The organism is Streptomyces sp. NPDC051452, from assembly GCF_044454765.1.
In the GTDB taxonomy this organism is placed as follows: Bacteria; Actinomycetota; Actinomycetes; order Streptomycetales; family Streptomycetaceae; genus Streptomyces.
In genome coordinates, this window is sequence record NZ_JBITEB010000001.1 from 872,114 (window position 1) to 892,117 (window position 20,004).

The 20,004-nt window shown below is 71.7% G+C and carries 21 protein-coding genes and 1 pseudogene; 10 read left to right on the forward strand and 12 right to left on the reverse strand.

What is annotated here, in order from left to right; genetic code table 11:
- Positions 1–213 precede the first annotated feature (213 nt).
- From ACIBA9_RS03490 to ACIBA9_RS03500, 3 genes are all read right to left on the reverse strand, one after another.
- On the reverse strand, positions 214–387 hold the full coding sequence (locus ACIBA9_RS03490) for a hypothetical protein (protein WP_399359651.1): 174 nt from the start codon (positions 385–387) through the stop codon (positions 214–216).
- Between the two features lie 33 nt (positions 388–420).
- Positions 421–777 (reverse strand): PRC-barrel domain-containing protein, encoded by a 357-nt coding sequence (locus ACIBA9_RS03495; RefSeq protein WP_399360006.1) that lies wholly within the window; start codon positions 775–777, stop codon positions 421–423.
- 72 nt (positions 778–849) lie between these two features.
- The gene (locus ACIBA9_RS03500) at positions 850–1,209 is read right to left on the reverse strand and encodes a DUF3140 domain-containing protein (RefSeq protein ID WP_399359652.1); all 360 of its coding nucleotides are present in this window, start codon (positions 1,207–1,209) and stop codon (positions 850–852) included.
- Between the two features lie 165 nt (positions 1,210–1,374).
- Here ACIBA9_RS03500 and ACIBA9_RS03505 point away from each other — a divergent pair, with 165 nt between their 5' ends.
- A complete protein-coding gene (locus ACIBA9_RS03505; protein WP_362162552.1) occupies positions 1,375–1,581 on the forward strand; it encodes a hypothetical protein in 207 nt (68 codons plus the stop codon).
- Positions 1,582–1,890: 309 nt separating this feature from the next.
- Positions 1,891–2,085: a hypothetical protein gene (locus ACIBA9_RS03510; protein ID WP_362162554.1), complete on the forward strand. Its 195-nt coding sequence runs from the start codon at positions 1,891–1,893 to the stop codon at positions 2,083–2,085.
- A 152-nt stretch (positions 2,086–2,237) separates the two neighbouring features.
- Here the strand turns inward: ACIBA9_RS03510 and ACIBA9_RS03515 are convergent, their stop codons facing one another.
- Both ACIBA9_RS03515 and ACIBA9_RS03520 read right to left on the reverse strand, forming a co-directional pair.
- On the reverse strand, positions 2,238–2,555 hold the full coding sequence (locus ACIBA9_RS03515) for a hypothetical protein (protein WP_399359653.1): 318 nt from the start codon (positions 2,553–2,555) through the stop codon (positions 2,238–2,240).
- A gap of 244 nt (positions 2,556–2,799) precedes the next feature.
- Positions 2,800–3,282 carry a hypothetical protein gene (locus ACIBA9_RS03520; RefSeq protein WP_399359654.1) on the reverse strand — a complete coding sequence of 161 codons (483 nt, stop codon included), beginning with the start codon at positions 3,280–3,282 and terminating at the stop codon, positions 2,800–2,802.
- 452 nt (positions 3,283–3,734) lie between these two features.
- Here ACIBA9_RS03520 and ACIBA9_RS03525 point away from each other — a divergent pair, with 452 nt between their 5' ends.
- Together ACIBA9_RS03525 and ACIBA9_RS03530 are read left to right on the forward strand one after the other, a co-directional pair.
- Complete coding sequence (locus tag ACIBA9_RS03525) at positions 3,735–5,255, forward strand: catalase (protein ID WP_399359655.1); 1,521 nt, start codon at positions 3,735–3,737, stop codon at positions 5,253–5,255.
- 371 nt (positions 5,256–5,626) lie between these two features.
- On the forward strand, positions 5,627–6,100 hold the full coding sequence (locus ACIBA9_RS03530; RefSeq protein WP_399359656.1) for an ATP-binding protein: 474 nt from the start codon (positions 5,627–5,629) through the stop codon (positions 6,098–6,100).
- A 245-nt stretch (positions 6,101–6,345) separates the two neighbouring features.
- Here the strand turns inward: ACIBA9_RS03530 and ACIBA9_RS03535 are convergent, their stop codons facing one another.
- Positions 6,346–6,777: a response regulator gene (locus ACIBA9_RS03535; RefSeq protein ID WP_362162563.1), complete on the reverse strand. Its 432-nt coding sequence runs from the start codon at positions 6,775–6,777 to the stop codon at positions 6,346–6,348.
- Between the two features lie 2 nt (positions 6,778–6,779).
- A complete protein-coding gene (locus ACIBA9_RS03540) occupies positions 6,780–7,145 on the reverse strand; it encodes a hypothetical protein (RefSeq protein WP_399359657.1) in 366 nt (121 codons plus the stop codon).
- 119 nt (positions 7,146–7,264) lie between these two features.
- On the opposite strand from ACIBA9_RS03540, the gene ACIBA9_RS03545 reads away from it, so the two are divergent.
- From ACIBA9_RS03545 to ACIBA9_RS03560, 4 genes are all read left to right on the forward strand, one after another.
- On the forward strand, positions 7,265–8,842 hold the full coding sequence (locus ACIBA9_RS03545; protein ID WP_399359658.1) for an ATP-binding protein: 1,578 nt from the start codon (positions 7,265–7,267) through the stop codon (positions 8,840–8,842).
- The gene (locus ACIBA9_RS03550; protein ID WP_399359659.1) at positions 8,839–10,056 is read left to right on the forward strand and encodes a PP2C family protein-serine/threonine phosphatase; all 1,218 of its coding nucleotides are present in this window, start codon (positions 8,839–8,841) and stop codon (positions 10,054–10,056) included. The genes ACIBA9_RS03545 and ACIBA9_RS03550 overlap by 4 nt, the downstream gene beginning before the upstream one ends.
- 101 nt (positions 10,057–10,157) lie before the next feature.
- A complete protein-coding gene (locus tag ACIBA9_RS03555; protein WP_399359660.1) occupies positions 10,158–10,958 on the forward strand; it encodes a thioesterase family protein in 801 nt (266 codons plus the stop codon).
- Between the two features lie 268 nt (positions 10,959–11,226).
- On the forward strand, positions 11,227–11,949 hold the full coding sequence (locus tag ACIBA9_RS03560; protein WP_399359661.1) for a histidine phosphatase family protein: 723 nt from the start codon (positions 11,227–11,229) through the stop codon (positions 11,947–11,949).
- A gap of 190 nt (positions 11,950–12,139) precedes the next feature.
- Here ACIBA9_RS03560 and ACIBA9_RS03565 read toward each other — a convergent pair whose 3' ends face one another.
- The 3 genes and pseudogenes from ACIBA9_RS03565 to ACIBA9_RS03575 form a co-directional block, all read right to left on the reverse strand.
- A complete protein-coding gene (locus ACIBA9_RS03565; protein WP_399359662.1) occupies positions 12,140–12,925 on the reverse strand; it encodes a hypothetical protein in 786 nt (261 codons plus the stop codon).
- A gap of 159 nt (positions 12,926–13,084) precedes the next feature.
- A pseudogene (locus tag ACIBA9_RS03570) lies at positions 13,085–14,447 on the reverse strand (alkaline phosphatase).
- Positions 14,448–14,731: 284 nt separating this feature from the next.
- Complete coding sequence (locus tag ACIBA9_RS03575) at positions 14,732–15,382, reverse strand: TetR/AcrR family transcriptional regulator (protein ID WP_399359663.1); 651 nt, start codon at positions 15,380–15,382, stop codon at positions 14,732–14,734.
- A gap of 144 nt (positions 15,383–15,526) precedes the next feature.
- On the opposite strand from ACIBA9_RS03575, the gene ACIBA9_RS03580 reads away from it, so the two are divergent.
- Positions 15,527–16,558: a medium chain dehydrogenase/reductase family protein gene (locus ACIBA9_RS03580; RefSeq protein ID WP_399359664.1), complete on the forward strand. Its 1,032-nt coding sequence runs from the start codon at positions 15,527–15,529 to the stop codon at positions 16,556–16,558.
- A gap of 346 nt (positions 16,559–16,904) precedes the next feature.
- Here the strand turns inward: ACIBA9_RS03580 and ACIBA9_RS03585 are convergent, their stop codons facing one another.
- Positions 16,905–17,498, reverse strand: coding sequence for a hypothetical protein (locus ACIBA9_RS03585; protein ID WP_399359665.1), 594 nt, complete (start codon positions 17,496–17,498; stop codon positions 16,905–16,907).
- A 102-nt stretch (positions 17,499–17,600) separates the two neighbouring features.
- The gene (locus tag ACIBA9_RS03590; protein ID WP_399359666.1) at positions 17,601–18,536 is read right to left on the reverse strand and encodes an SDR family oxidoreductase; all 936 of its coding nucleotides are present in this window, start codon (positions 18,534–18,536) and stop codon (positions 17,601–17,603) included.
- A gap of 544 nt (positions 18,537–19,080) precedes the next feature.
- On the opposite strand from ACIBA9_RS03590, the gene ACIBA9_RS03595 reads away from it, so the two are divergent.
- Entirely contained in the window at positions 19,081–19,914 is an 834-nt protein-coding gene (locus ACIBA9_RS03595; RefSeq protein ID WP_399359667.1) for an SDR family oxidoreductase, read from the forward strand.
- Positions 19,915–20,004 lie beyond the last annotated feature (90 nt).

Sequence of the window (20,004 nt, forward strand, 5' to 3'; positions counted from 1 at the left end):
GGACGTCACACCACCACCGGCGGCCGTTTCCGGTCGCCGGTGGGAAGAGTGAAGGTCAGGCGGCGGCAACCGGCGAGCTGGTCGCTCGCGCGGTGGTGACGGTGTCTCGGCCGGTGACGTTCATGGGGCCGACCTTAACCCACCCCGCCCGTTGCGGCACCGGGATTTCCGGCAGGCCGAACCCGCCGCCGCTCGGTGCCCGCGCCGACCGCCTCAGCGACCCCGGCGACGCCCTTTGGCTCCGCGCCGGACGCGCGTCACGCCGTAGACCAGGTCGACGACGAGGACGATGGCGCCGATGACCAGCAGATAGAACAGGCCGTGGACGACGAAGCCGATGATGCCCAGGACCACGGCCACGAGGATCAGAAACAGGAACAGGCTCATCGGATCTCCCGGTCTCCCGGCTGCTGCCGCGTCTCAGCGGCGGGCGAGGCGCCGTTCGCCGCCCGCACCCACCGTGTAGTCCAGTTCGTAGTGGGCGAAGACGCCCGGCTCCTCCTCGGCGGCCAGCTCGCCGTCGGTGTCGATCGCCGGGGCCTTCTTGACCACGTCCTTGCCGTGGGCGACCTTCAGATAACCCGGACCGACCGTGGCGCCGAACAGGGGGACGAACGCCAGTCGGCGCCGGGTCGGCAGGCCCATGGTCACCGTCGCGAACGAGGGCTGGTCGGTGGCCGTGTCCACATAGACCGCCTCCAGGACGCCGATCTTGTGACCTTCCCGGTCCACCACGTCGTGGCCCCGCCATTCGCGGATGTCGCTTGCCTCGAACATCATGACCTCCTCCAGCGGGGTACCCCCGGTGGCCCCACCGATGTCACCGCCCCGCTCGCGCGTCCGGTGTCTTCAGTCGTCGAGGGGGTCGTGGCCCCAGTTCATCAGCGAGTGCCGCCATCGGCTGTCCCGCACGTCTCCCGACGGACGCTGCGCGAGGTGGCGGTGGACATAGCCGGTGACCTTGCGCATGTGGGCGTAGTCCGAGTCGGACAGGTCGCTCTTGTTCTTCCGCAGGATGGCGACGATGGTGCGCCCCGAGGCATGCCCGGTCGACTCGCCGTCGCCGTCCTTCTTCTGCCCCGCCGCCCGCGACTCGTCGGTCTCCAGCCAGTTTTCCAGGGCGGACGGTGACATGTTGACGACTTCCCGGAAGGTGTCCCAGGTTTCCCGTCGCTCGTCGTCGGTCGTCGCCTCGGCCACTCCCGTCACCCCTTCTCCTAGATTTGTCCCCGCCTCCTGGATTTGTCCCCGGATGCGAAACGCCTCTCCTACCCTGCGGGAGCGCCGCGAGGTCCGCACGCGGGGAGCACGGCGGCTACCCGTACGGCCGCCCTCCGCATGCGTCCCGGCGCGGCCGGGGCGCATGGTGGCGCCATGCCCCACGTGATCGTGTACCCGCCCGCGGCGGACGGTGGCCGCAGGGTCCGGGTCGGCCAGTGCTTCGCGGGGATGGCGTACACGGTCATCGACGTCGTCGAGTTCCTGCGCGCGAGCGGCCTGGAGGACGTCGAACCGGAGGACGTGTCGGGCGCCGAGTGGATCGAGTGGCGGGGCGGCGGTCCGGAGGCCTGGAGGCGCTGAGCGCCTCGGCACGCAGGCTCGGTGGCCGGCACGGGGTGACCGGATCCGCGAGGGCGGTGCGCCGGAACGGGGTGCCCGGACCCGCGGGGGCGGTGCGCCGGTCCGGGTCCCGACTGGCGGTGCCCGGTCCGGACATGACTGCTTCGTCCGCCGATGCACCGGCTTCGCACCCGGCCCTGTGACCAACCCCGCTGTCCCGCGTGCCGGAACTGGTCCCCGGGCGGGCCCGTGGCATCGGATACTCGTTTCCGTCCATGATCGGCAGCCCGGCGGTTGCCGTACCGCGCCCGTCCCGGAAGGCAGCCCAGCGTGTTCCACGAAACCCCGATCTTCAACCGCCTCGTCTCGGAGCGTGGTGACGTCCCGGCCCAGGCCCGTGGTGAAGCCGACCGCGTGCGTCATCAGCTGGCGCAGGTCCTGCCGTCCGCGCCCTGGCCCGTCGCCGAGGTGCCCCGGCAGCGCGCTCACGCTCCCGGCGGGAACTACCCGCCCGCCCTCGCGTGAGGCGAACGGATCGGCAGCGTGGGAGAAACGGACAGGCCGTGTGACGGGAGCGGATCGGCCGGGTGAGTCGACGGTGTGCCCGCGACTCACCGACTGCCCGGCAGGCGACGGGCATTGTGGCCGATCAGCTCGCGCCAAGTGGTCCCTTCCGGCTACGGGGCCTCGTCGATCGAGGCGACCTGGGCCAGGACGGCGGCGCAGGGAGTCCAGCAGACACCGCTTCCGTGCAGCAGCCGCCGAGTGCCGAAGGCCCGTGCACAAGCGGGCAGTTGATCGGGCAAGGGGGTGCCCGCCATGTCGTATCGGAACGCGCCCGGTTCCTCTCGGACGGCGATGTCGGGGGCGCCGGGCGATGTCGGCGGCATCGCGCCGAACACCTCCAACCGCTGGACGAACAGGGACAGTTCGCCGGCACCGTGCGTGAAGATCCGCCGGATCCCGGGGTGGTGGACCGTGACGCCGGCCGGCACCAGACCCGAGATCGACCTCCTGGCATCCGGGCGGCGAGGTCGGATGGACGAAGACGACCGCACCGCGCCGGTCGGGTTCCGCCCAGAGGGGAGCCAGGCGCGCGTCGCCGAGGTGGACATCGTGGACGTTGGTCTCCACCGCCGGCCCGTCCGCGCCCGGGACGTCCAGGGTGTACGCCTGAAGGCGACCCGTACAGCGTCCGGCCCTGGAGGCAACGCGTCGACTCCGGCATGCGAGGCGTCGTCAGTAGCGCAGGGCCGTTCCCACCGTCGCGCGCACCTCACCGGTCAGCATGCGGTTGCCGCGCGCGGTGCCGTTCCGGGAAGCGCCGGCCGGCACGTCCCTGTGCGTCACCACGACCACGTCCAGCAGATTGCCGCCCTTGTCCCTGAATTCCCCCCGCACCGCGAAGGGCTTCGCGGATCCGGCGGAGTTCCTGGCGCTCACCTCGGCCTCGGCCTTGCCGTCGCCACCGAGGGTGGCGGCACCGAGCGTCACGTCGTCCTTGGCGTCGACCCCGCCCTTGACCTCGGCGAGCCTGCGCCTGGCCTCCGCCCGGGCCGAGTCCAGCGCCTCGGTTCCCCGGGACGCGAGGGAGGAGGCCGCCGACGCCGCCTTTCCGGCGGTGTCCGACGGGCTCCCGGAGTCGGAGCACCCGACCGCCGCGACCCGGACGACCAGGGCCGGCACCGCACCCGCCGCGCCTCGTGTCCAGTGCCCTGCCATGGCGTGCCTCCGGCGACCCGGCAACGATCCGGCTCCGACCTCCTCGGCGAGGCCTGTCCCTCTCAGTGAACGGGCAGGGGCAGTGGCGCGCACACTGGGCGGGGGTGCGTGGCCTCGGGGAGAGGACCACGGGGCCTGGCCCAGGAGGCGGAGGGCGCGGCGCGGCCCGGAGGGCCTCGGCGGCATGGTCGTGCCCCTCGGCCGCGGGCGGGCGCACTGGCGGAAACCCGCCCCGTCCCGGGACATCGGTCGCGTCCCGGGCGTTTACGACGGCCCCACAGGGTCACGCGACGTGTCGGGACCGAGAGGCTTCCGCCCGGAGCGGCTCCGTTGTGCCCGCGGTACGAGCGGGGCAGCGGCCCGGGAAGGGTGCCCCTCGCCCCGCCGGCGGCGCGTCCGCACGCGGGTCGACCGGCACGGGTACGTCACGCTGCACGACGAAAGGCAGACTCATGACGGAGATCCAACCCGCCACCACCACCGATTCCGGCGCCCCGGTGGAGAGTGACGAACACTCGCTCACCGTAGGCCCCGGCGGACCGATCCTGCTCCAGGACGCCTACCTCATCGAGCAGATGGCCCAGTTCAACCGGGAGCGGATCCCTGAGCGCCAGCCGCACGCCAAGGGAAGCGGCGCCTTCGGCTACTTCGAGGTCACGGACGACGTCAGCGCGTACACGAAGGCGGCGGTCTTCCAGCCCGGTACCCGCACCGACCTGGTCACCCGCTTCTCGACCGTCGCCGGGGAGCGGGGCAGCCCGGACACCTGGCGCGACCCGCGCGGCTTCGCGGTGAAGTTCTACACCAGCGAAGGCAACTACGACATGGTCGGCAACAACACGCCGGTGTTCTTCGTCAAGGACCCGATGAAGTTCCAGCACTTCATCCGCTCCCAGAAGCGGCGCGCCGACAACAACCTGCGCGACCACGACATGCAGTGGGACTTCTGGACCCTCTCCCCGGAGTCCGCGCACCAGGTCACCTGGTTGATGGGCGACCGTGGCATCCCGCGGTCCTGGCGCCACATGAACGGCTACACCTCGCACACCTACATGTGGATCAACGCCGCAGGTGAGCGGTTCTGGGTGAAGTACCACTTCAAGACCGACCAGGGCATCGAGTTCTTCACCCAGCACGAGGGCGACCAGATGGCCGCGGCCGACACGGACTACCACACCCGTGACCTCTTCGAGCACATCCGGGACGGCGACTACCCCAGCTGGACCCTGTACGTCCAGGTGATGCCGTACGAGGAAGCCGCGGGCTACCGGTTCAACCCGTTCGACCTCACCAAGGTGTGGCCGCACGGAGACTATCCGCTCATCCGCGTCGGCCGCATGACGCTCGACCGCAACCCCACCGACAACCACGCCCAGATCGAGCAGGCGGCGTTCCAGCCCAACAACCTGGTGCCCGGCATCGGACCGAGCCCGGACCGCATGCTGCTGGCCCGACTGTTTTCCTACGCCGACGCCCACCGCTACCGCATCGGCGCCAACTACCAGCAACTGCCCGTGAACGCACCCGTCGTCGACGTCCACACGTATTCCAAGGACGGGGCGATGGCCTACCGGAACACCACCGACCCGGTCTACGCCCCGAACAGCAAGGGCGGCCCCGCGGCCGACACCGAGCGCTACGGAACCCCGCCCAGCTGGGCGGCCGACGGCGAGATCACCCGTGCGGCCTACGTCTCCCACCCGGAGGACGACGACTGGGGACAGGCCGGCACCATGGTCCGCGAGGTCCTGGACGACGCCGCACGCGACCGCCTGGTCGACAACGTCGTCGGTCACCTCCTCAACGGCGTCACCAAGCCGGTCCTCGAGCGGGCCTTCGAGTACTGGAGCAACATCGACAAGACGATCGGCGAACGCATCGCCCAGGGCGTGCGGGCCAAGGCCGACGAGATGGACCCCAAGGCCGACGAACAGGGCAACCCCGCACGCCGCACCATGCAGGCCAAGGCGTGAGAAGCCCCGGGGCGACGGCCTGAGGCGCGCCGGGGACGTACGATCCGAAGCCCCGCCGGAGCACTCCGGCGGGGCTTCCGCACGCCACGGCCGGCGACCCGTCCGTCACTGAGCGGGACAGCGGGGTCCAGAGACAGGCCCTGACTGCCGGGACGGCGGACGGGGGCGGATCGCCGGGTATCGTTACCCCGCCCGCATCCCCGGCCGCCGATTCGCGCTCGAGTCGCAGACCGGCACTTTCGCGGCGCGAAGCGCACCGTATGCTGAGCGCTGAGGTGTGCGGATGGTCGTGTCACCGATGCGTACCCGGTGTCGCAGGGGCCCGGCTGGGTAGAGGGAGGTCGAGCAAAGGGGTGGGAGAAGCCGACCTGATGAACCCGGAGCCGCTCGGTGAGTCCGTCACCGGCCCCGCCGCTGAACCGCCCGGCATGGCCGTCGCCCTCGACGCGGACGGGGGCTGCATAGCCGAGGCCCGTCGCCTCGCCGTGAGCTTTCTCGCCGGGGTGCGGACCGAACAGGGACTCGCCGTCACGGAACGCGTCATCGGCTTGGCCCAACTCGTCGTGAGCGAGCTGGTCACCAACGCCTACAAGTACGCGCCGGGACCCGTCCTGATGAAGCTGCGCCTGGTGGAAGGCGCCGTGGAGATAGAGGTCTGGGACAGCGGTCCGGCGCTGCCCGCCCCCAGAGCGGCCGACCCGGAGCGTGTCGGCCAGCACGGCCTGGAGATCGTGAAGGCCGTCGCGGAGAAGCTCGTCGTGCGTCAGGAGGCGGTCGGGAAGGCGGTCACCGCCGTCATCCCCCTGCACGGAAACGGAATCTCCGGCGACTCCGCCCGGCCGTAGACGCGGCTGTCTCGCGCGACCGCGGGCAAACGCGCGCGTGGGCGGGGGGGGGCCCCCCCCCCCGCCGGGGGGGGGGGGGGGGCGGGGGCGGGCGGCCGCCCCGCGGGGGGGGGGGGGGGGGCGGGGGGCGCCCCCCCCCCCCCCCCCGCCCCGGCCGCCCCCCCCCCCCCCCCCCCGCCCCCCCCCCCCCCCCCCCCCCCCCCCCGGGGCGGGGGGGGCCCCCCCCCCCCCCCCCCCGCGGCCGGTCACTCCTTCGGGGGCTTGACGGCGATGTCGAGGTAGAAGGCGTCGATGCTGCGCACGGCCGCCTCGAACTCCTCGAGGTTGACGGGCTTGGTGACGTAGGCGTTGGCGTGGTGGTGGTACGCGCCGGTGACGTCGTCGGGAGCGGCGGACGTGGTCAGTACGACGACCGGGATGGTCCGCAGGTCGGCGTCCTCCTTGACCACGGCGAGGAACTCCCGCCCGTTCATGCGCGGCATGTTGAGGTCGAGCACGATCAGGTCGGGGCGCTCGTTGTTCTCGTCGCGCAGGTAGTCCAGGGCCGCGATGCCGTCGGGGACCTGGGTGAGGTTACGGGCGCCCCGCTCCGAGAGGGCGTCCTGGATGAGCATCGCGTCGGCGACGTCGTCCTCGACCAGCAGCACGTCGTAGGGGCGGGTTGCGGCGGCAGCCATGATCACGAGCTCCGGGGGGTGGGGTGGGACGACGGGTGGGATGTGCTGCTGGTGATCAGCCCCGGCCAGCGGCGCCGGGCTCCTTGCCGGCTGATGCTCATGGCCTGGCCGATCTCGGGATAGCCGGCACCGCTCTCGGCGGCGGTGTGGGCCGCCTGGTCCTCCAGACGCCGGACGGCCAGCTTGACGTCGTTGAGGATCCGCAGACGGACGAGCGCCCCTCTTCGGGCGTCACCGGCCGCGTCCGGCAGATCTTCAGGCGAGTGCACGCTGCTGTGCGCGAGGCGCCGTGTGAGCTCGTCGACCGCCTGGGTCACGAGCGCGGCCGTCTCCGCGGGCGAGCGGGAAACGGAAGGTGGACCAGGCATGCGGCCACCCTATGGGGTCGGCCGGAGCTGGGACAACATGCGTTGTCGGGCCCTGGGTACAGTGTGGTTGCCGCGCGCCCCGGACGTGGCCCACAACCGAGCGAGGGTCCCGAACCACGATGAACACCAAGCCGCCCCCCAGCAAGGGTGCGTTTACCGACTGGACCACCCGACGGTGGCTGCGGGCGGGGGTCAGCACCACCCTGGTCGTCCTGGCGGTCCTGGGTTCCCTGGGCGGCTGGGCCATGTGGCGCACGACACAACTGACGAGCGAGCTGGTGGACAAGCGCTCTCCCGCGCTGATCGAGTCGATGCGGCTCGAGGAGGCCCTCGTCAACCAGGAGACCGGAATCCGCGGTTACGGCCTGTCCGGCCGTAAGGAGTTCCTCCAGCCCTACACCCAGGGGGAGCGAGACGAGAAGGTCGCGCTCGGGCGCCTGGGGACGCTGGTGGAGGGTGACAGCCGGGCCCGCGCCGACCTGGCCGACGTCGAGAGACTGGCCGGTGCCTGGCAGCGGCTCATAGCCCGGCCCGTCTCGAGCGCCTCCGCCCAGGACGCGGTGAGAATCGCGGCACAGCGGGCGGACGACGGCAAGTCGGCGTTCGACGCGATGCGGCGCACGATGGCACGCCAGCAATCCCACCTGCAGAGCGAGCGCACGACGGCCACCCGCGAACTGCGCCGGGCGGTGACCCTGCGGAACTGGGTGTTCGCGATCATCGCCGTCGTCATCCTGCTGGTGGCGGTACTCGTCTTCGAGGGCCTGCGGCGCGGTATCACCGCCCCGCTCAGCCGGCTGGGCTCGGCCGCCCGCGAGGTGGCGCAGGGCCGCTTCGACCGCTCCCTCGCCGGCAGCGGCCCCGCCGACCTGCGGCGACTGGCCTCGGACGTGGACTCCATGCGGCAGCGGCTGGTGGAGGAGCTGGAGTTCACCGAGGCGTCCCGCACCTTGCTGAACGAGCAGGCGGAGGACCTGAAGCGGTCCAACACGGAGCTGGAGCAGTTCGCCTACGTCGCCTCGCACGACCTGCAGGAACCGCTGCGGAAGGTGTCCAGCTTCACGCAGCTGCTGCAACGCCGCTACGGCGGTCAGCTGGACGACCGCGCCGACCAGTACATCGCCTTCGCCGTCGACGGCGCCAACCGTATGCAGAACCTCATCAACGACCTGCTGGCGTTCTCCCGGGTCGGCCGGGTGCACAACGACCACCAGACGGTCGACCTGGAAGCGGTACTGGACACGACCCTGGATAATCTCAGCGTGACCGTCGAGGAGACCGGCGCCGAGATCACCCACGACACACTGCCCACGGTCGTCGGCGACAAGACGCAGCTGGGCATGCTCTGGCAGAACCTGCTGTCGAACGCAATCAAGTTCCGCGACCCCGAACGGTCGCCGCACGTCCATATCAGCGTGGTGCGCGAGGGCGACGAGTGGGAGTTCGCGATCGGCGACAACGGCATCGGCATCGCCCCGGAGTTCCAGGAGAAGGTCTTCGTCCTCTTCCAGCGGCTGCACACCAAGGACGCCTATCCGGGTACCGGCATCGGCCTGGCGATGTGCAAGAAGGTCGTGGAGTTCCACGGCGGCAGGATCAGGATCGACCCCGACTACAAGTTGGGTACCCGCGTCCTCTTCACCCTTCCCGTGGCCGACTCCGCGCCCGCGGACCCGGAGAGAAAGACCCAGCCGTGACCGATCAGGCAGTGGGTCGCACCGGTGAGTTCCGCATCCTCCTGGTGGAGGACGACGACGGAGACGCCCTCCTCGTCGAAGAGCTGCTCTACGACACCGACCTGCCGCATACCCTCGCCCGCTGCCGCACGGCCGCCGAGGCGCGCAGGGCGCTCGCCTCGGCCCCCGTCGACTGCGTCCTGCTCGACCTGCACCTTCCCGACGCGTCCGGGCTGGAGACGGTCCAGGCGATCCAGGCGGACACCCATCCCGCCATCATCGTCCTGACCGGACTGGACGAGCCCCGTGCCGGAGTCGAGGCCCTCGCCGCCGGCGCCCAGGACTACCTGGTCAAGGGCAAGGTCGAACCGGACCTGATGCAGCGTGCCGTCCGGTACGCGGTCGAGCGCAAGCAGGCCGAGCGCGCCAACGCCGCCCTCCAGCTCGGGCGGTTGCGCGCCGAGGAGAACGCCCGTCTGGAGCGCGGTCTGCTGCCCGAGCCGCTGCTGTCCTCCGCTGCCGTCACCGCCTCCAGCCGTTACTACCCCGGCCGGGCCCAGGCGCTGCTCGGCGGTGACTTCCTCGACGTCGTCCAGACCGACGACGGCCAGGTCCACGCCGTCATCGGCGACGTCAGCGGACACGGACCCGACGCGGCCGCGCTCGGCGTCTGCCTCCGCATCGCCTGGCGGGCGCTGACGCTCGGCGGCCATCGCGACCAGCAGCTGCTCCACCTGCTGGAGCAGATACACATCGCCGAGCGCGCCAACAGCGACCTGTTCACCACCTGCACGCTCATCACCCTGGACCCGGACGCGGCCACCCTCACTCTCCACCTGGCCGGCCATCACGAGCCCCTCCTCATCACCCCCGACGGCACCCAGGAGGTCGCCGCGGCCCACGGGGTCGCCCTCGGTATCGCCCCCGGGCTCGGCAAATGGCCCGCCACCACGCTCGCCCTGCCCACTCGGGGCGCCCTCGTCGCCTACACCGACGGCCTCATCGAGGGCTTCGCGGACACCACGGGCACCCGGCTCGGGCTGGAGGGGCTGCTGCGCATCATCAACACGATCCACACGCCCGACCCCGGCACCCACCTCGACCGACTCATCGCGAGCACCCGCACCCTCAACGCCGACCGGCACACCGACGACCTGGCCGTCCTGCGCCTGGACTGGAACACCGGCACCCTCGGCCACACGGCGAGCGCCTGGCGCACGGCACCGCAGCCGTAAGTCGCGGAAGCGCGCGGAGTCGACAAGCGGCCACCCCCTGTGAACAAGCGCTTAGTAAGCTGGCGGGAAGCGCAGGTCCCCAGCGACGAGGAGAGACAGCCATGCGGGTGTCCGAAGCCGATGCCTTCTACGAGCGCGAGAGCCACGACCGCTTTCTCCCCACCGCCAACACACGGGGCCCGTGGGATGCCGCCTCCCAGCACGCCGGGCCTCCGGCCGCGCTGCTCGGCCTGGCCGTGGAACAGCGCCCGGGTGGGCGACCGGACCTGCGCGTCGCCCGGCTCACCTACGAGATCGTGCGCCCCGTACCCATACGGCCGCTGACCGTCTCCACCCGTGTGCTGCGGGCCGGGCGCAGCGTGGAACTCGTGCGGGTGGGTCTGACACCCGACGGCGGTGACGAGGTGATGCGGGCGACCGTACTGCTGATGAGGACCGTGCCGGACTCGGTACCGACGGTGTCGCCGGGCCCCCAGGTGCCCGGCCCCGGGGCCGTACCCCCGAAGGCGTTCTTCCCCGTCCCGTGGGACCAGGGCTATCACACCGCGATGGAGGTGCGCTTCGCCGCCGGATCGTTCCTGGAGCCCGGCCCGGCCACGGCCTGGATGCGGATGCGGGTCCCCCTGGTCGCCGGCGAGGCGGTCACACCCCTCAGCCGGGTACTGACCGCCGCCGACTCGGGCAACGGAGTCGGTTCCGCCCTGGATTTCCACCGCTATGTCTTCGTCAACGCCGACCTCACCGTCAGCCTGCACCGCCACCCCGAGGGCGAGTGGGTCTGCCTGGACGCGCGGACGATGGTGGACGGCGCGGGCATCGGCCTCGCGGAGTCGGCCCTGCACGACGAGAAGGGCCCAATCGGCCGGGGTACCCAGACCCTCTACGTCACCGCACGCGACTGAGACGGCCTCCGGTGCCACCCACACGATCGCGGCCTCGCGCAGTACCCCGGGGATTTCGGTCCGGCCGGGTGGCGGGGCCGTGTCGGCCGGTCGGCCGGGTGGGTTTGGACATCTGGCGGCTGGTGCGGCGGCGGGGCCGTCACCGACCCTGAAGCAACGAGCGCGACGTGGCGGCCGCGGTACCACCCACCACGGGTACGGGCCGCGCCCCCGCTTCCTCGGCGCAACTGATCGAGTAACCGGCGCATGGTCTCGTACCATCAGGGTCATGCCGGGCAAGAAGGAGGTCGCCCTCATGACGATCCGCCTCACGTTCCTGTGCGCGCCCGGCGGCGACGCCACCGTGGACCCGTTCCTCGGCGACGCCCCTCTGAGTGAGCGCGGCCTCCACAGCGCGGGTGCCGCCGGAGCGGCGCTTTCGTCCCATGGGCCCGCCGTGCGGGCCCCCTCGATCCGCTGCGCGCAGACCGCCGACGCCCTGGGGCTGCCGGCGGTGCCCGAACCCGCGTTGCGCGATCTCGATCTCGGCGCATGGCGAGGCCGTACCCGCGCCGATGTCGCCGCCACCGACCCCCACGGATTCTCCGCCTGGCTCACGGACCCGGACGCCGCGCCGCACGGCGGTGAGTCCGTACGACAGCTCTGCCGCCGGACGGCGGACTGGCTGGGCTGCGCGAGGGCCGAAGCGGACCACACGCCCGCCGTCACCGAGGCGGCCGTCGTCCGGGCCGCGCTCGTCCATGCTCTGGCCCTGCCGACACGCGCCTTCTGGCATCTCGCCGTGCCGCCCCTCTGCGCGATCGTCCTCACCCGCCAGAGTGACCGCTGGGACGTCCGGCTCGGCTACGCCACACACCGCGAGCCCCAGCGTTGGTTCCTCCGGGACCAGCGACACTCGACCGCGCCGACGGTGATCGGTCCGCGCCGCCCCGTCGGGGTCGTGGCCGACGACCGGTTCCCTCCCGCGGAACGATCCTCACCGGCGGCCTGACCCCCGACCGGCCGAGTCATCTCCCACCGGCCACCCGATCCCCATCTCGGCCAACCGCCCCCCTGTTCCACCATCGGAGCACCGACGAGCCCGCCCTCGTCGGTGCTCAATGCCGTGCGTCCACGTCCTCGACGAGACCGAGGCCCGCGACCGCGACCGCGACTTCGGACCGTGGAGCGGGGATCCGGGCTCAGGTGTCGAGGTGGTTTCGGTCGCCCATCACCACCACGGGGTGCCGCGCGGGGTCGAGGGTGCGCAGCAGCGTCGTCATCCCGGCCTCCGGGACGGTGACGCAGGCCGAGGTGCCGTCGCCGTGGTCCACGTGCAGCCATATCCCGCCGCCCCGTTCCACGCCCTCGGGCCGGTTCCAGTCGTAGGGCGGGGCGCCTTTGAGACGGTTGTAGTTGATGGCGATGACGTAGTCGAAGTCGTGGTCGTGGGCCTCGTCGTCGGCGACCACGGACGCGAAGGCGTGGTCGTCGTACCAGTACGGCAGCCGGCTGCCCGGGTTGCGCAGCGCCCCTCCCGCGTCCGTCAGGGTGAACACCCCGACCGGGCTGCGTTCGTCGTCCATGTAATGGTCCGTCGTCCAGCCCAGCCTGCCGTTGTGCGCGGGCCAACTGCCCGTCTGCACCCAGGTCGTGCCCGCCTTCTCGTAGAGCACGACGACACTCTCGGGCGAGTCCCGCTGTTCGCCGTAGACGACGACCGCCTGACGGGTACCGGCCGGTACCCGGTTCCACATCCGCTCGCCGACGCCCGGAAGAGGCGACCGGGGGGCGGGGCTCGGGGAGCCCGCCGCGCCCGGGTTGTTGTTTCCGGGAGCACCGCCGCGACTCGTCCGCTCGCTGGTGTCACCGCACGCCGTGGTCCCCGCGAGCAGGACGCCACAGACGAGAGCCGCGGATATGGCGTGGCGCGCACCGCCGCGCCGTGTCGGCCGAAGGATGGACCGGGTCACTGAAGATGTCCGCATGATCAGGATCATGTGGCGGGGCGGACCCGGCGTGCATCCGCACGAGGGCATCCGGCCTACAGGGAAACCCGATCCGAGGCATGGGAAGGGGCGGTCTCGTCCGGGACCGCCCCCTGGGCGGCGCGGCTGTGGCGCGGTCGGTGCCGGCCGACGTCCGGGTCAGCGCAGGCCCAGCGCCTCGCGGATGGTGGTGAACAGGTCGGTCTGGTCGGTGACTCCGAGGACGCGGTAGGCCTGCGGCCCCTGGGCGGCGATGCGGACCTCGGTGCCGGTGTGCTCCTGGGCGTGGCCGGGGGTGTTGGTCGAGTAGTTCACCTTGAGCTGCTGCCCCTCGTTGGTGACGAGGGTGGAGGACAGCCCGGGCGGGGTGGCCTCCAGCGGCACGATCTGGCTGGTGTGTCCGTGGTCGGCCGTGGTGACCACGAGGGTGTCGGGGTGCTTGGCGGCGTACGCCCGGGCGACCTTCACCGCGCGGTCGAAGGCCGCGGTCTCGCCGATCTGACCGCAGGGGTCTGCGGCGTGGTCCTGCTTGTCGATCGAGGCGCCCTCGATCTGCAGGAAGAAACCCTGCCCGGAGTGGTTCCGCCGCTGCTTGGCCTCCAGCAGTTGGATCGCCTTGCCGGCGGAGTCAGCGAGGGACGGCGTCGACTTGGGGCGGCCCGGGTTGGAGGTGACACACCGCTGCGGGCCCGTGCCGCCCACAGCGGCGCCCTTGCCCGTCCACTCGGTGGGCACGTTGCCGGGGGCGAAGAGGCCGAGGACCGGACGGCCGGGCTTGGCCTTGCTCAGGGACGCGGCGTCGGTGACGACCTGGTAGCCGACCTTGCGGGCCTGCTGGGTGACCGTGAGGTTCTTGTACTTTCCGGCCGTGACCTTCTGGTCGAAGCGCTGCCTGCCGCCGCCGAGGAGGACGTCGACCTTGTGGTCGACCTCCTGCTCGGCGATCGAGCCCGGACCTCCCGCGGCGAGGGTGTCGGCGGGGCACTTGGCCATGTCGGCCGGCCCCTGGCAGGAGCGGTCGGTGGCGTGGGAGGCGAGGACGGCGGGCGTGGCGTCGGTGAGTTCGGCGGTGGTGACGTCGCCGGTGGCGTAGCCGCTCTTCCGCGTGAGTTCCAGGAGGGTGCGCACCGGCTTGTCGGTGCCGGGCGTCTTGGAGATGCGCCCGTTCACCGTCTTCACCCCGGTCGCCCAGCCGGTGCCGCTGGCTGCGGAGTCGGTGACGTAGTCGGGGGTGCCGTCGGCGTGCACCGCGTAGGTGGTGTAGGCGCCGGTGAGCGGGAACCTGTCCATGTTCAGGCGGCCCTTCGCACCAACGGTGTAGTCGCGGGCGAGGGTGATCTCCGAATCGCCCATGCCGTCAATTGATGAGGAGGATGACGTTCTTCGCCTTTCCACTCCGGATCGCGTCCTTCGCCTGCTGCGCGTTGTCGAAGGCCCCGACAGCGGTGGTGGCGGCCACGGTGGCGCTGGCGGCCACCAGGGTCACGGCGACGGCGAGGCGACGGCGGATGGATCCGGGCATGGATGCGACTCCTTGATCGGTCGGTGTTGGTCCGGTGACCAACGCGTGACAGATGCTCAGGTGCCGGCAAAGGCTACGTAAATGATCGGTCGTGTTGTCGTATCGGGCACATGACGCGCGCGAGATCGACGCCGAACGCATCACCGGCCGACACGGTTGGAGCCGCCGGGCCGCTCCGGTCACAGGTCGCCTGGCGGTCCGGTGCGCAGACCGTTGCGTTGGGCTGGGTGTCAGGACCGGACAAGGTGACGGCGCGGGTGTGCGCCGACCCCGCCGTTGAGCCGTCAGTGTGCCAGCAGGGCGTCCAGCTCGGCTGCGAAGAGTTGTGCGGGGTCGAAGCCCATCCCCTCGAAATGGCCCGCGACCTCCAGCGACAGGACCCCGTGCAGCCGGGTCCAGAACGTCAGGGCCCGATGGAGGGCCGCGGGCGAGGCGGGATGGCCCGCCGCCCACTCCCGGTGATCGGCGAGGTGGTCGTCCAACGGCGTCGGGGGACCGTCCGCCGGCAGCGCGGCGCAGGCGTCGAGGATCATCGCCATGATCTCGGAGGCGATCGCGGTGATGTCGTCGGGCGCGTGGTAACCCGGGACGGGGGTGCCGTAGACGAGGAAGTACCGGTGGGGATCGTCCAGCGCCCAACGGCGCAGGGCGTGTGCCAGGGGGGCCAGTGCGGGGCCGGATCCGGCGGCCGCGTGGACGGCGTCGGCGAGACTTCGATAGGCGTCCCTGATGAGCTGGGTGATCAGCTCGTCCCGGCTGGCGAAGTAGCGGTACAGCGCGGGTCCGCTCATCCCCATGCGCTTGGCGATCGCGTTGAGGGAGAGCGCCGACGCCCCCGCCGCAGCGATCTGCTCCCACGCCCGCTCCATGATCTCCGCGCGCACCTGGGCGCGGTAGCGCTCGCGCGGAGTCTTGCTGTCTCGTGCCTCCGCCATGTCCTGCCGCCCCTCGTCCTCATAACCACTATGTCCTGAAGCTTGAGTTAGAGGCTATCACTCAAGTTATTGACACCTGCGAGTCGTGTCGGTTAGAACTTATAACGAAAGCGGGAGCCAGTAACCAACGTGGTGGAGGTCGTCATGAACACCGAAGGACTCGTCGAGGTCGTCCTGCCCGGCAAGGTGGAGCCGGAGGGGCTCCGGATCCGTCACGGAGCGATCCCCGCGCCGGGCCCAGGCCAGGTGGTGGTCCGCGTCGAGGCCACCGGCGTCTCCTTCGCCGAACAGCAGATGCGCCGGGGCCGCTACTACGACCAGCCGCCGTTCCCGTTCGTCCCCGGCTACGACCTGGTCGGCACGGTGCGCACCACCGGCGAGGGTGTCGCCCCGGGCCTGTCCGGCACCCGGGTGGCCGCACTCGTCAAGACCGGCGGCTGGGCCAGCCACGTGATCGTCGACGCGGCGGACCTGGTGGAGGTACCCGACGGCGTCGGCGCGGCGGAGGCGGAGACCCTGGTGGTCAACGGCATCACCGCCTGGCAGATGCTGCACCGCACGGCGCGCGTTCGCCCGGGCCAGACCATCCTGGTGCACGGCGCCAACGGCGGGGTCGGCTCTGTCCTCGTCCAGCTGGCCCGGGCCGCGGGTGTGAAGGTCATCGGAACGGCGTCCAGTCGTCACCACGACGCCCTGCGGGCCCGCGGGGTCGTCCCCGTCGACTACCGCACCGAGAACGTCCCCGCACGGGTCCGCGAACTCGCCCCCGGCGGTGTGGACGCCGTGTTCGACCACATCGGCGGCGCGAGCGTCGTCGCCTCCTGGGGACTCCTCGCGCCCGGCGGCACGCTCGTCGCCTACGGCAGCGCCTCCACCCGGGACGACGAGGGCTCCAAGCAGTGGCCCGTCCTCAAGCTGCTCGGCCGGGTGTGGCTCTGGAACAGCCTGCCCAACCGCCGCCACGCGTACTTCTTCAACGTCTGGGCCGGGCGTGCCCTGTCCAGGAACCGCTTCCGTGCCCGGCTGCGCTCCGACCTCGCCCAGGTCTTCGAGGCCCTCCAGCGCGGGGAGGTCGTCGCCCAGATCGCCGCCAGCCTGCCGCTCACCAGCGCCGCCGAGGCCCTGCGCCTGGCCGAGTCCGGCACCGTCGCGGGAAAGGTCGTCCTGACCCCGTGACGCATCGACCGCCCGCGGCCACCAGTCGCAAACCCTCGCCTCGCCTCCTCTCCAGCCCGGCCCTGACCTCGGGTAGGCACGTCGGCCCCGTGCGGCGTCGCCTCGACCAACACCTGCCCGCTGCGCCGGACGTCGGTGACCGCGGCCCGCGGTTCGTCACCGTCGACCGTTCCGGACCAGGTCGTGGCCGGCGGCTCGGCGGCTCGGCGGCTCGGCGGAGACAAGGGTCCTGCCGAGAGCCGGCAGCGGTGAGGGTGAGCTTCTCACGAGCCGCCTCTGCCGGCCGCCCTCCGCCGCCCGCCCTCCGTCGGCCGCCGTGCCGTCCGCCCTCGGCGGTCCGGGGCCGTCAGTCGCTCGACATCGAGCTGTCGTCGTCCTTCTCGGGAACGTAGTCGGTGCCGCTGTCCTCCTTGTACGTCAGGACCGGAGACCACTTCGTGGCCAGGTCGGCCCACGACGCGGCGGCCTCCACCGCCGAACCCGCCCCGGCGATCCCCACCAGGCGCTTGTACAGCGCGTCCAGCTGCGAGCTGTAGCCGCGCCCCAGTTCGGCGAAGTGCGTGATGACGGCGAACTCCTGGGCGGGCTCGCTCAGCGCGGAGAGTTCACGGGTGCCCTTGATCCACTCGATGAGGGCCGTGGCCTGACCCGCGCCACCGTCCGTCCCGGCGGCCAGTGTCGCCGCCAGGGCGACGTACCGCTTGGGCCGGCCGCGCCGTACGACCGGGTCGTACGCCTGGAAGCCACGGGTGATCTTTATTCTCGCGGTGGCGAGCTGTCCGTTGATCGCGTCGGCGATCCGCGTCCGCGCGCCGGCCGCGGCGGCCGTGTCCGGCTCCAGCCACACATAGGCGTGCCACAGCCTGCCGAGATACGCCAGTTGGTTGGCGCTGCCCGACTTCAACGTCAGAGCCTCGCCCAGTTCGGTCGTGAGCGGCATGTACGGTCCCCCTCATCCCCCTCGCGGCGCCGACCGGCGCCCGTACGCAGAGTTGCCGACCGACTGCGTATGGTCAAGGGCGCAATCGGGGTGGACGCGCGCCTACGGGCCGGTGTGGGGACGGGTGGTGGACAGGTAGGAACTCCAGTCGGCGCGTCCGCCGGCGCCCAGGACCCCTACGGCGGCCGCCAGTTCATCGCGCGGGCGGGACTTCAGCTCGTGCCGGGTGAGCCGGGCGACGAGCGTCGGGAAGAGCGGCCGGAGTGGCTGGCACCAGCGCAGCCACGGTGGTGCGTAGATCTGATGGGCACGGCGGGTGATGCCGCGGGTGAGCCAGTCGGCGACCTGGGCGGGGGTGTGCACCCGGCGGGCGAAGGAGGGCTGGTTGCGGCGCAGGGCTTGCAGGACGGGGTGGTCGTCGATGCCGGCGACCATGTCGGTGCCCGTCCAGTGGAGGTAGGCGATACCGACGGCGACGCCATCGGGTTCGACCTCGCCGCGCAACGCCAGTGCGAAGGATTCCGCACCGGCTTTGGAGGCGCAGTAAGCACTCATCATGGGTGCGGAGCCGAAGGCGGCCGTGGAGGCGATCTCGAGGAAGTAGCCGCGGGTTCGGGCGAGTTGCGGGAGGAAGGCTCTGGCGGTGTTGGCGGCGCCGACCAGGTTGACGTCGATGACCCGCTGCCAGAGTTCGGCCTCGGTGCTGACGAAGGGGCCACCGGCGGCGATGCCGGCGTTGGCGACGACCACACTCGCCGGGCCCAGCTCGGTCACCACCTGGTGAGCCGCGTTCGAGAGGGCGTCGCGGTCGGTGACATCGGCCTCGACACAGATGCTCCGGTTCGGCAGGGAGGCGGCCGCCCGGCAGAGCGTCTCCCGTTCGCGCCCGAGCAGCGCGACGGACATTCCGGCAGCGGACAGGCGTCGGGCCAGGGCCTCGCCCACTCCGCGCGCGGCCCCGGTCACGACCGCGACGCGGCCGCGCAGTGGCGTGCCGGGGAAGGAGCGGGGTCCGACGGCACCCTCGGGGTCACGCATGACGTCCTCGCTTTCGCCGGCCACCGGAGGCACTGCCCTAACCGCTATATCCAAATACAAGGCTTATGTCCGAAAACTCTGAACCATCCGGCCGCGCCTCGCAAGGAGTGGCGGCGCGCGCAAGACGCTTTTACGGCGGAACCAGCCGCGTCGCGGTGCCGGTGCGGCGGTCGGGCCGGGAGGCGGTGGGGGAGTGGGGCCGCCGGGGTGCGCGGGCGGGATCGGGGAGGCCGATCGAGGGTCCGGGAACCGACCGCCCGGAACCGAGCGCCCCGGAGTTGTGCGCCCGGATGTGCGCCCGCGCGCCTCCGTGTGCTGCTGCGGGAAGGGTGCCCCCGGGCCGGTATTCCCTCGACCATGAACTGCCGCCGCAGGGCGGGCAGCGGGCATTCGTGATCCGGCGCCGACCGGAGCGGGGACTGTACGGCACGTACGACCACGGCTCGGCTCGGCGCCACGGGCGGCCCGGCTTGGCGCGCCGATGCCGGGTCAGTCGCCGTGTGCACCAAGGGCATCGGGGACAACGGTCACTACGGGGGGAACCATGGGACGACGCTGGCTGGTCACCGGATGCTCCTCCGGACTCGGACACGCATTGGCCACCGCGGCGGCACGGGCCGGCGACGAACTCGCGGTCACCGCCCGCAAGACCGCCGACCTCGCAGAGCTGGCCGCCGCCTGGCCGGGCCGCGTCATCCCGATACCGCTCGAACTGCGGGACGCCACCTCCTGCGAGGCGGCCGTGCGCACCGCGGCCGACCGCCTCGGGGGTATCGACATCCTCGTGAACAACGCCGCCGTCGGACTGTTCGGCGCGGTCGAGGAGGTCTCCGACACCGAGTTGCGCGACCAACTGGAGATCCTCGTCGTCGGCCCCTGGCGGCTCACCCGTCTCGTACTGCCGTTGATGCGGGCCCAGGGACACGGCCACATCCTCAACGTCTCCTCCGTGGTCGGCCGGATCGCCTTCCCGGGCATGGCGGCCTACGGCGCCGGAAAGCACGCCCTCGAAGGAATGAGCCAGGCACTGGCCCTAGAGGCCGCCCCCCACCACATCCGCGTCACCGTGCTCGAACCGGGCATGTACGCCACGCGCTACGGCACGTCCATGACCCAGGCGCGCCACCGGGTCCCCGCCTACGACGCGACCAACCGCGAGATGCTCGAAGGCACCCGTGGCCTCGCGGACAACCCGGAGACCGGTCGCCCCGAGGACTTCGCGGCGGCGGTCCTGGATATCGTGGCAGCCGACGCCCCCACGCCCCTGCGCGTTCCGGTCGGCGACGACGCGTACGGCTATCTGGACCTGGCCGGGCAGGCGGACCGAGAGGAGTACGCGGCGGCCCGACTCCTCTTACAGGGGCCGCCCCCACTCTGACGGAGATCACCCGACTGTCCGCCGTCGTCCACGACGAACACCATGCGGAACACCGACCACGGCCAGGCGCGACGGCGACACGGACCACCC

What these genes read in the sequence shown, in the direction of transcription:
- ACIBA9_RS03490 (WP_399359651.1), bottom strand. Translation starts at nt 387, where the DNA reads ATGAGCCTGTTCCTGTTTCTGATCCTCGTGGCCGTGGTCCTGGGCATC.
- ACIBA9_RS03495 (WP_399360006.1), bottom strand. Translation starts at nt 777, where the DNA reads ATGTTCGAGGCAAGCGACATCCGCGAATGGCGGGGCCACGACGTGGTG.
- ACIBA9_RS03505 (WP_362162552.1), top strand. Translation starts at nt 1,375, where the DNA reads ATGCCCCACGTGATCGTGTACCCGCCCGCGGCGGACGGTGGCCGCAGG.
- ACIBA9_RS03520 (WP_399359654.1), bottom strand. Translation starts at nt 3,282, where the DNA reads ATGGCAGGGCACTGGACACGAGGCGCGGCGGGTGCGGTGCCGGCCCTG.
- ACIBA9_RS03525 (WP_399359655.1), top strand. Translation starts at nt 3,735, where the DNA reads ATGACGGAGATCCAACCCGCCACCACCACCGATTCCGGCGCCCCGGTG.
- ACIBA9_RS03530 (WP_399359656.1), top strand. Translation starts at nt 5,627, where the DNA reads ATGAACCCGGAGCCGCTCGGTGAGTCCGTCACCGGCCCCGCCGCTGAA.
- ACIBA9_RS03535 (WP_362162563.1), bottom strand. Translation starts at nt 6,777, where the DNA reads ATGGCTGCCGCCGCAACCCGCCCCTACGACGTGCTGCTGGTCGAGGAC.
- ACIBA9_RS03540 (WP_399359657.1), bottom strand. Translation starts at nt 7,145, where the DNA reads ATGCCTGGTCCACCTTCCGTTTCCCGCTCGCCCGCGGAGACGGCCGCG.
- ACIBA9_RS03545 (WP_399359658.1), top strand. Translation starts at nt 7,265, where the DNA reads ATGAACACCAAGCCGCCCCCCAGCAAGGGTGCGTTTACCGACTGGACC.
- ACIBA9_RS03555 (WP_399359660.1), top strand. Translation starts at nt 10,158, where the DNA reads ATGCGGGTGTCCGAAGCCGATGCCTTCTACGAGCGCGAGAGCCACGAC.
- ACIBA9_RS03560 (WP_399359661.1), top strand. Translation starts at nt 11,227, where the DNA reads ATGCCGGGCAAGAAGGAGGTCGCCCTCATGACGATCCGCCTCACGTTC.
- ACIBA9_RS03565 (WP_399359662.1), bottom strand. Translation starts at nt 12,925, where the DNA reads ATGCGGACATCTTCAGTGACCCGGTCCATCCTTCGGCCGACACGGCGC.
- ACIBA9_RS03575 (WP_399359663.1), bottom strand. Translation starts at nt 15,382, where the DNA reads ATGGCGGAGGCACGAGACAGCAAGACTCCGCGCGAGCGCTACCGCGCC.
- ACIBA9_RS03580 (WP_399359664.1), top strand. Translation starts at nt 15,527, where the DNA reads ATGAACACCGAAGGACTCGTCGAGGTCGTCCTGCCCGGCAAGGTGGAG.
- ACIBA9_RS03585 (WP_399359665.1), bottom strand. Translation starts at nt 17,498, where the DNA reads ATGCCGCTCACGACCGAACTGGGCGAGGCTCTGACGTTGAAGTCGGGC.
- ACIBA9_RS03590 (WP_399359666.1), bottom strand. Translation starts at nt 18,536, where the DNA reads ATGCGTGACCCCGAGGGTGCCGTCGGACCCCGCTCCTTCCCCGGCACG.
- ACIBA9_RS03595 (WP_399359667.1), top strand. Translation starts at nt 19,081, where the DNA reads ATGGGACGACGCTGGCTGGTCACCGGATGCTCCTCCGGACTCGGACAC.